We start from the raw sequence: 12,306 nt of genomic DNA, 5'->3' as shown, positions 1-12,306 counted from the left end.
GGCTGCGGATCATTCGGCGCCTTGCTGCCTGGCAAAATCCAAAAGCATCGGGCGCTGCCCCTTGAGGATTTTCACCTCCGCCTCGGCCAAAGTGAACCAGCCCGCTCTGTCGACCTCCGGAAATTCCTTCAGGGATCCCGACCTTGGCGGCCATTCCATGGTGAACATGTTGCTTTTGATGGCAGCCACATCGATGTCGATGCGCGCCTCGACAGACCAGGCCGAGACGATCTTGCCGCCGGGTTGTTTGTAGTCGCCGAGCCGCGCGAAGGGACCATCAACCTTGACGCCGAGCTCTTCCTCGGTCTCGCGTTGCGCTGCCGTCAACTCATCCTCGTCCTCGCCGACGAGACCCTTCGGTATCGACCAGGCGCCATCGTCCTTCTTCGCCCAGAACGGCCCGCCCGGGTGAACCAGCAACACCCTGAGATCGCCATCGCTGCGGCGATAGATCAGCAATCCCGCACTGCGTTTTACCATTTTTGTACGTCCATTTGCGAAGCCGGCAGCCTGCCGATGGTCCTTGAATCGTTGATACGAACCTTGCACTAGGGGATTGCGACGCTATGTCAGGCGCGTCTGCATTGCACCTCGGTCGCGAGTCCGGCAATCTGATACCATCGCTTATTTGGCGGCTCGAAGGCTAGGTGACGATGCAACTCGGTCTTATTGGCTACTATAGCGACTTCGTGGTGTATCCGCTGGTGATCGCCGTGCTGGCAGTGGCCGGGCTGCTCGAGGCTGGCGAAGAGAGTGCGCCAGGCTGGATCGGCACTGTCCTCGCCTGTCTCGGCCTCTGGACGCTGATCGAGTATGTGCTGCACAGGTTCGCTCTTCACCATATTCCTTACGTCAAGGACCTGCACGACCGTCACCATGTCGAGGAACGCAGTTCTGTGGGCACGCCAACCTGGTTCAGTCTCGGCGTGCATGCGCTGGTCGCGTTTGTGCCCGTTTGGGTGGTCTCAGATTTCGCCACCGCGAGCGCGGTGAGCTGCGGGTTGATGCTGGGATATCTGTGGTACATCAGCATCCACCATATGATCCATCACTGGCACCCGGCGCATCCGAGCTATCTTTACACGCTCAAGCGCCGTCATGCGGTGCATCACCACATCGACGAAACGGCCAATTTCGGTGTGACTTCGGCATTCTGGGATCGCGTTTTCGGCACGGCGCAGCTCTGAAGTCCTCAGTCCTCGCCGTTCAGCGCCTCTTTCTGCGACCGCCGGAAGTCTTGGCTCCGCGAGGCCCGCTCTGGACCGGCGTGTTGTTCTGGTTCTCGTCGGACAGTTTTCGCCAGCGGGCAAGGCGCTCCGGGTCGAGCGTCCCCGCCTTCAAGGCAGCCTGAACCGCGCAACCCGGCTCGTGCACATGCGTGCAGTCGCGGAACTTGCAGAGCGGTGCAAGCTCGGTGATTTCGGCAAACAGCGTGTCGATGCCGTAGCCGACATCGCTGACCTGCAGCGTCCGCATGCCCGGCGTGTCGATCACCCAGCCACCGCCGGCGATGGAATGCAGCGATCGCGACGTGGTGGTGTGGCGTCCCTTGGAATCGTGCTCGCGGATGCCCCCGGTCTGTTGCGGCGATTGCTGCGCCGATCCGGCCAGCGTGTTGACCAGCGTCGATTTGCCGACGCCGGAGGAGCCGATCAGCGCCACCGTCTGGCCGACACCGCACCAGGCAGCCAGGACGGTTGCCGCATCCGATGTGCGGGGGTTCAGCATCACCACCGGCAATCCACGCTGCAACGCCGCAGCTTGCTTCTGGTAGGTCTCGGCGTCTTCAGCGGTATCGGCCTTGGTCAGCAGGATCACCGGCGTCGTTCCGGCCTCGTTGGCCAGCGCCAGATAGCGCTCGAGCCGGGCGGGATTGAAGTCGGCATTGCACGAGGTGACGATGAACAGCGTATCGACATTGGCCGCGGCAAGCTGCGGCACCCTGCCGCCGCCCTGGGTGCGGCGTTCCAGCACCGTCTTGCGGGTCAGGCGGCGCTTCACAAGGTGTTCATGCCCATCGACCAGCACCCAGTCTCCGACGGCATAGTCACCGGTGTTCGCCTGCGCCGCCAGCGTCAGATCGACCGGCCCTGCCTGGGACAGGCCGGTCAGGCGATCGCGGTGGACGGTGGCGATCCGCGTCGGGACAAGATTGGCTTCGCCGGGCTCGAGCTGGTCGCCGAAAAATTCGGTCCAGCCCAGGCTGGCGAGCGATGGCGTGGAGTGATCCGTCACGGCTTTGACCACGGCGTCACGGACATTGGACGGTATCCCTGGCAGGGGGGGCGAACGGGGTGGGGTGATTTCCAAGCCGTGTATGGGCGGCATGGCGACATTTGGCAAGCAGGCCCGTAGCCGAGGGCTGAGCGGCAAGCTTCTGCAGCCCTTCGTCGAACTGACAATGAAGTCCATGACGCCATCAGTTTTGAAGCGTTAACAAATAATTTGACGCATGGAATATTTTTGCGTTCTATTGGGAACTGTGAAAATTGACTGAATAAGTTCCGTCAAGCATTGTCGCATCCGGTCAACGGTCGCATGACTGTGGGCGGGGCCGATCGTTGGCAGGGGATCAGGAATATATCGATGGCGGAGAAGACGCACCGCACGATGGACGACTTCGCCCAGGCATGCGGCGTGTCGCGCCCGACGCTGTCCAAATATTTCGACGATCCGGCGAGCGTGAAGCCGGCGACGCGGGCGCGCATCGAAGCCGCCCTGCGTTCCTCGGACTATCAGCCGAACCTTTTCGCCCGCAACCTCAACCGCAAGCGCACCCGCAACATCGGCATCGTCGTGCCGACGATCACCGATCCGTTCTACGCCGAGATGGTCAGCCGCATCGAATTTCGCTGCCGCGACGAAGGCTACTGGCCGATCGTCATCTCCTCGCATGGTTCGCCGAAGCTGGAGGCGGAGTCGGTCAGGACGCTGCTGTCGCTGAAGGTGGCCGGCGCGATCATCGCCCCGCTCGGCCTTGCCTCCGACCGCAGCGTCTTCGACAAGCTCGGGCAGGACATTCCGATCGTCTATTTCGACACCTATATCGAGGGCGATACGCCGTTCGTCGGCAACGACAACCGGCAGAGCGTGTCGACCATCGTCGACTATCTCTGTCGCTCGGGCGAACCGCCGGTCTATCTCGACATTCCGCATGTCAACCACAACTCCGGCGAACGCCAGGAGAGCTACATCGTCGCGATGGAGACCGCCGGCTTCAGGCCGGCCGTCATCGAGGCCGCGCGCGATTACACCTGGGACTTCGAACGCATCGGCTACGAGCAGACGGAAAAAATGCTGGAGGCCGGGACCTTGCCCGGCCGCACCATCCTGTGCGCCAACGATCGTCTCGCCTTTGGCGTAATGGCGGCCGCGTACTCGCGCGGCCTGAAGGTCGGCCGCAGGCCCGATTGCGATCTGCGCGTTGCCGCCCACGACGACCATCCGCTGAGCCGCTACACCTGTCCGGCGCTGACCACCATGGCGCAGGATTTCACCGCCATGGCCGGCCGCAGCGTCGAGATCCTGCTGGCCCTGCTGGACGAGGCCGATCCGCCGAAGCAGGGCATGGCGCGCACCGTCAAGCTCGGTGCCACCCTGGTGATGCGTCAGTCGGCCTAACCGGTCGACGTCGATCCCTCGAAGTGGCGCCAGGCCGTCACCCCCTCGACCACCGCTTGCCGGGCGGCGCGAATATGGCGTCCCATCGAGACGAAGCCATGGATCTGGCCCGGCCATTGCCGCAGGATCACAGGCACGCCCGCGGCCTGCAGGCACGCCGCATAGGCTGCCCCTTCGTCGGCCAGGATGTCACAGCCGGCAAGCCCCACGAATGCCGGCGCGACGCCGGCAAGATCAGGCGCCAGCAAGGGCGAGACGCGCCAGTCCATGATATCGTCGGGCGTTCGCACATAATGGTCGCGGAACCATGCCATGGTCGTCGCGGTAAGGCCGAAGCCGTCGCCGAAACGCCGGTAGCTGTCCGATGTCTGCCGCGCGTCGGTGTTGGGATAGATCAGGATCTGCGTCGCAAGTGGTGGAGCGAGCCCATCGCGTGCGAGCAGCGCCAGCACTGCGGCAAGATTGCCGCCGGCGCTGTCGCCGGCAACACCAATGCGCACCTTGTCGATGCCCAGGTCGACGGCATTCTCGGCCATGAAGCGAAGTGTCGCCAGGCAATCCTCGAGCCCGGCGGGAAATTTGTGCTCCGGGGCCAGGCGATAGTCGGGGCAGACAATGACGGCGTTGCCGAGATTGGCCATCAGGCGGCAGATCTCGTCATGTGAATCGAGATTGCCGATGACCCAGCCGCCGCCATGCAGATAGAGCAGCGCCGGCGCCCCGCTCGGCAGTGCGTCGATGCCGCGATGGATGCGGACAGTGATGGGGCCGTTCGGCCCGTCGATCTGCTGTTCAAAGGTCGTCGCGACCGGCTCATGCTCACCTTGCAGCGTCGGGAAGGAGGCGTTGTAGGCAGCTCGCGCCGCCGCCACGCTGCCGGTCTCGAATGGCTTGCCGCCGGCTGCACGAGCCATGTCGAGGACGCGCAGCGCATCCGGATCGAGCGTCATGATCATACCCTCAGGCCAGCAGATCGCTCGCCTCTTCCTCGGTCAGCAGGGCCGGCTGGACGACATCGCCCGCGATGGCGACCGAGCCCTGTGTTTCACCGGAGCGCAGGATAGCCTCCATGATCTCCAGTACATGCAGCGCCAGATTGCCGGAGGCGCGCGGCGTGTTGCCGGTCTGAAGCGAGCGCACCAGATCGGCGACGCCGAGCATGCGGTAATTGGCGCGATCGGGCGCCGCATAAGGCCAGTTGCGGGCGCCATAGAGTTCGCCTTCGCTGGCGAAATCCCTCCAGTCGGTGCCGCGTTTCGACAGCGACACGGTGCCGCCGAACGTGTCGGGGTCGGGCAGGCGCAGCGAGCCTTCCGTGCCGTGCAGTTCGATCGGATGGTTGGAGTGGCGAAAGACGTCCCACGAGGCGCCGAAGGTGACGGTTGCGCCGGAGCGGAACTCCAGCAGCGACAGCACATTGGTCGGCGTGCCGACCTTGAATGTGGTGTTCTTGAATGGCCCTTCGGCAGTGATCAGCCGCTCCTCCTGGCCGCGCGTCGCCATCGCCATGACGCGTTCGACCGGGCCGAGCAGATTGACCAGCATGGTCAGATAGTAGGGGCCCATGTCGAACACCGGGCCACCGCCTGGCTGGTAGTAGAACTGCGGGTTGGGGTGCCAGTGCTCCATGCCGCGGCCCATCATGAAGGCGGTGCCGGTGACCGGGCGGCCGATGGCGCCGTCATCCATCAGCCGGCGGGCGCGGCGTCCGGCTGCACCAAGGAAGGTGTCGGGCGCCGAGCCGAGCAGCAGCCCGCGCGACCGCGCCTCGTCGACCAGGCGCCGTCCATCGGCGGCCGAGGTGGCGAGCGGCTTTTCGGTGAAGACGTGCTTGCCGGCCGAAAGGGCGGCAAACGAAATGTCGAAATGCGCCGCCGGAATGGTCAGGTTGAGGACGAGATCGATCTCGGGGTCGGCCAGCAGTGCATCGACGCCGAGTGCCCGTATGCCATATTCCTTCGCCCGCAGCGCCGTCATGTCGGCCGAGATATCGGCGCAGGCGCGCAACTCGATGCCGCCGAAGAGAGCGGCATTGCGCAAATAGGTCATCGAGATATTGCCGCATCCGATGACGCCGATCCCGAGTTTCGTCGTTGATATCCCGTGCATTTTCGATCGTACCTCCCAACGCGGTCACCGTCTGCCGAATCCGCCCAGAAGTAACGGATCGCCTTCGCAAAGGGCTATACAACATTTTAAATATTGACGCGCGTAAAATTTTTATACAACATGCGAAAATGCTGGCGCGATATCGGGAGGCTGCCAGTCCTGGGAGGAGAAAATGACCGACATGAAAAAACGGCCGACCGCCGATGCGGATGCCGTGGGTCATGCGCGCATCGGACATTTCCGCCGCGGCCAGGGACCTCGACGGGGTCAGGCATAGATCACCTTGGCCCCTGTCCTATCAAGCTGGCTGCGTATTGGGCCGGACAGGCCATCGTCGGTGATCACGACATCGACGCTCGACAGCGAAAAGGCCTTGGAGGTTCCGCTGACGCCCCATTTGCTCGAATCCGCAAGGAGGACAACGCGCCGGGCCATGCGCACGAGGTTTCGCTTGGTTCGCGCCATGTCTTCGTTCACGTCGACCACATCCAGTGACGAGTCAATCGCATGCGCTCCAACAAAGACCTGATGCGCTACCAAGCCGCCGAGAGCCGTGTCGGCATCGGTGATCAGCGTGCTTACCGTGTCCGGATAGACCCGGCCGCCGATCATGTGAACGTCGAGCCCGGGCCGATGCATCAGATGCTGCACGATATTCATCGCCGTGGCCGCGACCACGACATTGCTGAGCGGCGGTAACAGCATGGCAACCTGCATCAATGTCGAGCCGCCATCGAAGATGACCGATTGGTTGTCCTCGAACAGGTCTATCGCTGCCCGGGCGATGCGTTTCTTTGCATCGAGGTTTGTTTGCATCCGCCGGGCGAACGCGGCCGTGGTCGAATCCGTGGTCCGGGTCACCGCGCCTCCGCGGGTCTTGGTCAGCAGTCCCTTGCGATCCAGTATCTCGAGGTCGGAGCGCACCGTGACTTCCGACACGCCAAAATCGTCTGACAGGTCCTTGATGCGAACCTGCCCGCTGCGTTGCACTTCACCCAGGATCGATTGGCGTCTCTGCTCTGACAACATTGGCCTGTCCTTGCCCCCATGCGCCAAGCGATCGCCCTGGCCTCGGTTCACTCTACCAAAAATAGGCGAATTCGAAAGATTTCGAAAGATTGCATTTGTTATTTCTTTCGCAAACACTGGATCCAGGATTTTGAAATCAATCAATTGGAGAGTTTTGGACTCATGAGCCTCGGAACCAAGGTGCGCCTGGCGCGCCTCTTCTCACATCCATCGGGGAATCTTTTTGGCGGCGCGGTCGACCACTTTGTCGGCTATGGCGACGTGCGCAAAGGAGGTCTTGCCGACCTGCCGGGTGCGCTTGCACGCGTCATGGTAGGCAAACCCGACTACGTCAGCATCCAGCCTGGCACCGCGCGCCATCTGTGGCCGCAATATGCGGGCAAGGCTTCCCTGGTGATCCAGGCCGGCTGCTTCACCCCAGACGATCGCATCAGTGAGCTGATTGCAACGCCCGAGGATGCGGTGCGCGCCGGCGCCGATGCGTTGGCCGTGGCCATTCCGGTGCGCGGCGCGACCGAGGGAAAATACATACGCTGGCTGACCGATTCGGTGAACGCGGCGGCTCGTTACGGCATGCCGGTGGTGGCGCATATCTACCCTCGCGATTTCACCGACGGGGCAAAAATCGTCTTCACCCCCGACGAGATCGCCTATGCGGCACGCATCGGCTACGAGTCCGGCGTCGATGTGATCAAGATCGGTTACACGGGCGATTTCGAGTCGTTCCGAGAGACCGTTCGGACCTGCCCGGTGCCGGTTGTGATCGCCGGAGGTCCGAAGACCGACACGCTGCTCGGCGCCCTTCAGCAGACGGCGGACGCCATCCGTGCAGGCGCGCGCGGTGCCGTGGTGGGCCGCAATCTATGGGGGCACGGCGATCCGGAAAAGGCAGCGATCGCCTTTCGGGGCGTCATCCATGAAGGCCTTTCGGCGCAAGACGCCTTGGCGAAGGCCGGTGCCTGAACGATGCCCGCCGTCCCTTCAATCCTCGGCTTCGGAGCTATTGCGATCGACGACATCGTCTATGTCGATCAGCCGTTGTCGGCGGGCAAGGGGAAGGTTTTGCAAAGTGCCCGAGCTTTCGGGGGAAACGTCGCGACGGCACTTGCCGCCGTCGCGCGGCTCGGCGGAAGCGCCGGGTTCGTCGGATGGCTGGGCAGTGCCGCCGACGACGCCGTGTTGTGCGATCTCGTTGCGAGCGGCGTTGAAACCGCGTTCGCGCCGCGCCACCCGCACGCGCGCCCGGTGCGCTCGCGGATCACCGTCGGTTCGGATGGGGAGCGGTTCATCGCGTACGACGACGAAGCGATGCTGGGCACCGCGCCGGACTTTCCGGACGAGGTTCTCAGCCGCGCGACTGTCCTGATCGTCGACAGTTACGGGATCGGGTCGCTGGATGTCGTGGCTCGGGCTCGCGATCTCGGCCTTGCGATCCTCGGCGATGTCGAATGGAGCCACGGCCCGGCCACCGAGAGACTGATCGGGCTCTGCGACCATCTCATTCTTCCGCTCGGCTTTGCGCGGACCGCCACCGGCCGCCAGGCTCCGGCCGAGATACTCGATGCATTGTGGTTGCCGTCGCGGTCCGCCGTGGTTCTGACGGATGGCGGCAGAGGCGTCTTCTATCGCGGACGCGACGAGACAGGGCTCTGGCACCTGCCTCCGCACCGGGTTGCCGTCGTCGACTCGACCGGCGCCGGTGACTGCTTTCATGGCGCCTATGCCCTTGCATTGACGCGCGGGGCCGACACCGGAGGCCGGGTCGCATTCGCGGCCGCGGCGGCGGCCCTTTCGATAACGGGGCGGGGCGGGCGCGAGGCGCTTCCGACCGACGACCAGGTCAAGGAACTCCTGGCATCGACGAACGCGCCGTCGGCAGTCGAACTGAAATATGCGCGGCTTGATACCGGAACATAGCCTGAACTATCCGAGGAAAATTTCGCAGGTGAACGTAAGCCGAGGACAATCATAAGAATCAATGGCTTAGACTTGTGGAGGGAGGAATATGGCAGAAGTCGTTCTTGAGAATATCTGCAAGACATACGGGAACAATTTTCACGCAATCGACCAATTGAACCTGTCGGTCAAGGACGGCGAGTTCTTGATTCTCGTCGGGCCGTCCGGCTGTGGCAAATCCACCGCGTTGCGGATGATCGCGGGATTGGAGGACGTCACCAGCGGCAGCCTCCGGATCGGCGGAATAGACGTCGTCGACATGCCGCCCAAGGATCGCGACATCGCGATGGTCTTCCAGAGCTACGCTCTCTACCCGCATATGACCGTGTTCGAAAACATTGGCTTTTCGATGCGGCTGGCAGGCAAGCCGAAGGCCGAGCGCAAAAAGCGCGTGGACGAGATCGCCAAAACCCTTCAACTGACGTCTCTGCTGGACAGCAAACCCGCGAACCTTTCAGGTGGACAGCGTCAAAGGGTTGCCATGGGCCGCGCCATGGTGCGCGCGCCGGCAGCCTTTCTCATGGACGAACCCCTTTCCAATCTGGACGCGAAACTGCGTGTTCAAATGCGCGCCGAAATCACCAGGCTGCAAAAGCAGCTCGGCGTAACGACCATATATGTGACCCACGACCAAACCGAAGCCATGACGATGGGCGACAGGGTCGCGGTGTTGAAAGGCGGCGTGCTGCAGCAGGTCGACGCGCCCAAGAGGCTCTATGAATCGCCGGTGAACGCTTTCGTTGCTGGCTTCATCGGGTCTCCTTCGATGAATCTTTTCGAGGCAACCCTGACGGGCGACGAACTGATGTCCGGCGCCTTGGCCATCCGGCTGCAGGATGCAGCCTTCGTGCGCAGGCCGGGCTTGAGGTCGTATGCGGGGCGCAAGGTCGTGTTCGGGATACGACCGGAGGATCTCTATGACAGCAGTCTCGAATCCGGCCGCAAGTATCAGACGATACCGGCAAAGGTGACCTCGATCGAAGAACTCGGATCCGAACAAATCGTCCATCTCAACATCGACGCGGTCCGGGTGGACTCCGGCGACCCTGACGCGGTGCAGGATTTCGGCCTGGCGTCGAATGCGGTGGCGAAATTCGAACCGGTCAGCACAGTCCGCTCCGGCTCGGAAATCAGCTTGGCCCTGGATGATGCCAAGCTCCATTTCTTCGACCCCGAGACGCATCTGGCAATCTGAATATCAGCGATAAGACCCGCGGGCGAAGGTGAGGCGCCTGCGTAAGAAGACTTCTGAATAATCAGACGATCGGCCGCATTGTGCGGGCGAATATAAAGAAGGAGGAGAAAATGACGTTTCGTATTAAACCCGCGATGCTGAAAATAGCCGCGGCCGCATGGTTGCTTGGCGCAACCGGCGCCATGGCGGATACGACGCTGGAATTCACCCAATGGTGGGAGCCCGAATTGCCGGCTGGCTCGCTCAGGTCAATCATGGATGAGTTCGAGGCGGCAAACCCCGGAATCAAGGTGACGCTGGTCAGCGGCCCCTACGCTACCACGCGAGACCAGATCTCGGTTGGTGCTGCAACCGGAACGCTCAGCGACGTCGTCGGTCTCGACGGCGCCTGGGTGAACAATCTGAATGCGCAGGGCGCACTCGCCGACATGAATCCGATGATGGATGCAAGCGGTTTCGACAAGAGCCAGGTCGCGGATATCATCAAGGTGGACGGCAAGGCCGTGATGTTTCCCGTGGCTTCGTTCGTCTATCCGGTCTTCGTGAATTTGGACCTCGCCGCCAAGGCGGGCGTGACCAAGCTGCCGTCGACCCGTGCGGAGTTTCTCGAAGCCGCCAAGAAGATGACGCACGCCGACCAGAACCAGTATGGCTGGGTGCTGCCCCTGTCGCTGCAAACGCCATCCGGCGTCCAGAACGACATGATGTCGTGGGTTTGGGCTTCGGGCCAGTCGATGATGGCGAGCGGCAAGCCGGACCTTGAGGGCAAACCGGTGGTGGATATGCTCACTTTCGTCAAATCACTCAATGACGCCGGCACCATCTCGCCCGGCATCGCCACCAAGACCGAGCAGGAAAAGGTCGAGGAGTTCGTCAACAACCGCGTCGGGATGATGATCGACTCGCTCGCGCATGTGAACCTCATCCGCGAGCGCAATCCCAAGCTGAACTTCGACCTCATTCCGGTCCCTGTCGTGGAAAACTATACCGGCAAGCGCGGCCTTCCCTATGCCTCCTGGGGCATCGGCATCTCTGCGGCTTCGAAACATCAGGAAGAGGCCTGGAAACTCGTCCAATATCTGATGAGTGAAAAGGTCAACGCCAAGCTCGTGTCGCTTGCAAACGCCTTCCCGGGCAACGTCAACGCCAAGCCCGATTTCGTGACCTCGGACAAGGCTTTCGGCAAGGCTTTTGAAATCTTCAAGACCGGTCATCTCGCCAATGAGTTCACGGGCCTGCCGGTGGCTGAAGACCTGATGACCCAGTTCGACGTGCAAGCCCAGAAGATGCTCGCCGGCGAGCAGTCTCCGGAACAAGCAGCCGCCGCCGCTCAGAAGGGCTGGATGGCGAAATTCTGATCGGCCTGTTCCCGTTTGCTGTCTTCGACCGGGTGACCTGACTTCGGGCAGGCCACCCGGCAACAACGGATCGGCATTCTGAGTGGACTTGTTTTTGAAAGCTTACCTTCCCTTGAAGGCGTATCCCAAGGTTGGCACATGACCCGGCAAAAGCGCTCCCACCACAAGCTCAAACGAGCGGTCGCACCCTACCTCTATCTGTCGCCCTCGCTGCTCATAATCGGGCTCCTGATGCTGCTGCCGATGGTGACGGTGATTGCCTACTCGTTCCAGAACAGCGCGGTGCTGCGTCGTGACCCATCCTTTGCCGGACTGAAGCACTACCAGGCGATCTTCGACGACCCCGTGTTCTGGGCTTCGCTGTGGCACACGCTCTACTTCACATGCATGAGTGTCATTTTCCACATGACCATCGGCATGGTCTTCGCGCTCATGCTGAACAGCGACCGCATCAATCCGGCGCTGCGCAACATTCTGCGCGTGCTCTACATACTGCCCTGGCTGTTCACCGCGGTGATCATCGCCGTGATCTGGCGCCTCCTGCTTGAGCCGAACGGTGTCGTGAACAGTATTCTCATGCAAATCGGCATCATCGGTTCCAAGGTCGAATGGTTTTCCTCGCCTGAGACCGCGCTGCATGCAGTCACTTTTGCCAATATCTGGGCGGGCTACCCGCTCTTCATGGTCAGTTTGCTCGCGGGTTTGCAGGGCATTCCCAAGGATTTCTACGAGGCCGCCGATATCGACGGGGCGAAAGCCTACCAGAAGCTGATCTTCATCACCATTCCGCAGCTGATGCCGATCATCATCAGCATCTCGCTGCTCGACTTCATCTGGACCATGCAGGTCTTCCCGCTAATCTGGATAACGACGGGCGGTGGCCCGATCTACTCGACCGAGGTCCTCAGCACCTACACGTACAAGCTGGCATTTTCGAGCTACAACCTGTCGCAGGCTTCGGCCAGCGCCGTGGTCATCCTGCTGATCTCTCTCGGCCTGACGCTGTTCTATATTCGCTATCAAAAGGCTCGGTAATCA

12 protein-coding genes are annotated in these 12,306 nt (G+C 62.0%); 7 read left to right on the top strand and 5 right to left on the bottom strand.

Features of this window, described 5'->3' with window-relative positions; translation table 11 throughout:
* Positions 1-9: 9 nt before the first annotated feature.
* Positions 10-480: an NUDIX hydrolase gene (locus MESCI_RS26095; RefSeq protein WP_013532958.1), complete on the bottom strand. Its 471-nt coding sequence runs from the start codon at positions 478-480 to the stop codon at positions 10-12.
* A gap of 173 nt (positions 481-653) precedes the next feature.
* On the opposite strand from MESCI_RS26095, the gene MESCI_RS26090 reads away from it, so the two are divergent.
* A complete protein-coding gene (locus tag MESCI_RS26090; RefSeq protein ID WP_013532957.1) occupies positions 654-1,187 on the top strand; it encodes a sterol desaturase family protein in 534 nt (177 codons plus the stop codon).
* Between the two features lie 19 nt (positions 1,188-1,206).
* Here MESCI_RS26090 and rsgA read toward each other — a convergent pair whose 3' ends face one another.
* Positions 1,207-2,247 (bottom strand): ribosome small subunit-dependent GTPase A, encoded by a 1,041-nt coding sequence (rsgA, locus tag MESCI_RS26085; protein WP_013532956.1) that lies wholly within the window; start codon positions 2,245-2,247, stop codon positions 1,207-1,209.
* A gap of 339 nt (positions 2,248-2,586) precedes the next feature.
* Here rsgA and MESCI_RS26080 point away from each other — a divergent pair, with 339 nt between their 5' ends.
* Positions 2,587-3,621: a LacI family DNA-binding transcriptional regulator gene (locus MESCI_RS26080; RefSeq protein WP_013532955.1), complete on the top strand. Its 1,035-nt coding sequence runs from the start codon at positions 2,587-2,589 to the stop codon at positions 3,619-3,621.
* Here MESCI_RS26080 and MESCI_RS26075 read toward each other — a convergent pair.
* The 3 genes from MESCI_RS26075 to MESCI_RS26065 all read right to left on the bottom strand — a co-directional run bounded on the left by MESCI_RS26075 (position 3,618) and on the right by MESCI_RS26065 (position 6,759).
* Positions 3,618-4,571, bottom strand: a complete 954-nt coding sequence (locus tag MESCI_RS26075) for an alpha/beta hydrolase (protein ID WP_013532954.1) — start codon at positions 4,569-4,571, stop codon at positions 3,618-3,620. The genes MESCI_RS26080 and MESCI_RS26075 overlap by 4 nt on opposite strands.
* Before the next feature lie 10 nt (positions 4,572-4,581).
* On the bottom strand, positions 4,582-5,730 hold the full coding sequence (locus MESCI_RS26070; RefSeq protein ID WP_013532953.1) for a Gfo/Idh/MocA family protein: 1,149 nt from the start codon (positions 5,728-5,730) through the stop codon (positions 4,582-4,584).
* Between the two features lie 267 nt (positions 5,731-5,997).
* Positions 5,998-6,759, bottom strand: a complete 762-nt coding sequence (locus MESCI_RS26065; protein WP_013532952.1) for a DeoR/GlpR family DNA-binding transcription regulator — start codon at positions 6,757-6,759, stop codon at positions 5,998-6,000.
* Between the two features lie 162 nt (positions 6,760-6,921).
* On the opposite strand from MESCI_RS26065, the gene MESCI_RS26060 reads away from it, so the two are divergent.
* From MESCI_RS26060 to MESCI_RS26040, 5 genes are all read left to right on the top strand, one after another.
* Entirely contained in the window at positions 6,922-7,722 is an 801-nt protein-coding gene (locus tag MESCI_RS26060; protein ID WP_013532951.1) for a beta/alpha barrel domain-containing protein, read from the top strand.
* A 3-nt stretch (positions 7,723-7,725) separates the two neighbouring features.
* Positions 7,726-8,676: a PfkB family carbohydrate kinase gene (locus MESCI_RS26055; protein WP_013532950.1), complete on the top strand. Its 951-nt coding sequence runs from the start codon at positions 7,726-7,728 to the stop codon at positions 8,674-8,676.
* An 88-nt stretch (positions 8,677-8,764) separates the two neighbouring features.
* Positions 8,765-9,910 (top strand): ABC transporter ATP-binding protein, encoded by a 1,146-nt coding sequence (locus MESCI_RS26050; RefSeq protein ID WP_013532949.1) that lies wholly within the window; start codon positions 8,765-8,767, stop codon positions 9,908-9,910.
* A gap of 110 nt (positions 9,911-10,020) precedes the next feature.
* The gene (locus MESCI_RS26045) at positions 10,021-11,268 is read left to right on the top strand and encodes an ABC transporter substrate-binding protein (protein WP_013532948.1); all 1,248 of its coding nucleotides are present in this window, start codon (positions 10,021-10,023) and stop codon (positions 11,266-11,268) included.
* A 138-nt stretch (positions 11,269-11,406) separates the two neighbouring features.
* Positions 11,407-12,303 carry a carbohydrate ABC transporter permease gene (locus MESCI_RS26040; protein ID WP_013532947.1) on the top strand — a complete coding sequence of 299 codons (897 nt, stop codon included), beginning with the start codon at positions 11,407-11,409 and terminating at the stop codon, positions 12,301-12,303.
* The last annotated feature ends 3 nt before the right edge of the window (positions 12,304-12,306 follow it).

The sequence above is a fragment of the Mesorhizobium ciceri biovar biserrulae WSM1271 genome (genome assembly GCF_000185905.1).
In the GTDB taxonomy this organism is placed as follows: Bacteria; Pseudomonadota; Alphaproteobacteria; order Rhizobiales; family Rhizobiaceae; genus Mesorhizobium; species Mesorhizobium ciceri.
The sequence above is the reverse complement of the archived record's forward strand: the minus strand, read 5'-3'. Positions and strand labels throughout refer to the sequence as shown.

Coding starts and splice junctions, on each gene's coding strand:
- MESCI_RS26095 (WP_013532958.1), bottom strand. CDS start 480: ATGGTAAAACGCAGTGCGGGATTGCTGATCTATCGCCGCAGCGATGGC.
- MESCI_RS26090 (WP_013532957.1), top strand. CDS start 654: ATGCAACTCGGTCTTATTGGCTACTATAGCGACTTCGTGGTGTATCCG.
- MESCI_RS26080 (WP_013532955.1), top strand. CDS start 2,587: ATGGCGGAGAAGACGCACCGCACGATGGACGACTTCGCCCAGGCATGC.
- MESCI_RS26075 (WP_013532954.1), bottom strand. CDS start 4,571: ATGACGCTCGATCCGGATGCGCTGCGCGTCCTCGACATGGCTCGTGCA.
- MESCI_RS26070 (WP_013532953.1), bottom strand. CDS start 5,730: ATGCACGGGATATCAACGACGAAACTCGGGATCGGCGTCATCGGATGC.
- MESCI_RS26065 (WP_013532952.1), bottom strand. CDS start 6,759: ATGTTGTCAGAGCAGAGACGCCAATCGATCCTGGGTGAAGTGCAACGC.
- MESCI_RS26060 (WP_013532951.1), top strand. CDS start 6,922: ATGAGCCTCGGAACCAAGGTGCGCCTGGCGCGCCTCTTCTCACATCCA.
- MESCI_RS26055 (WP_013532950.1), top strand. CDS start 7,726: ATGCCCGCCGTCCCTTCAATCCTCGGCTTCGGAGCTATTGCGATCGAC.
- MESCI_RS26050 (WP_013532949.1), top strand. CDS start 8,765: ATGGCAGAAGTCGTTCTTGAGAATATCTGCAAGACATACGGGAACAAT.
- MESCI_RS26045 (WP_013532948.1), top strand. CDS start 10,021: ATGACGTTTCGTATTAAACCCGCGATGCTGAAAATAGCCGCGGCCGCA.
- MESCI_RS26040 (WP_013532947.1), top strand. CDS start 11,407: ATGACCCGGCAAAAGCGCTCCCACCACAAGCTCAAACGAGCGGTCGCA.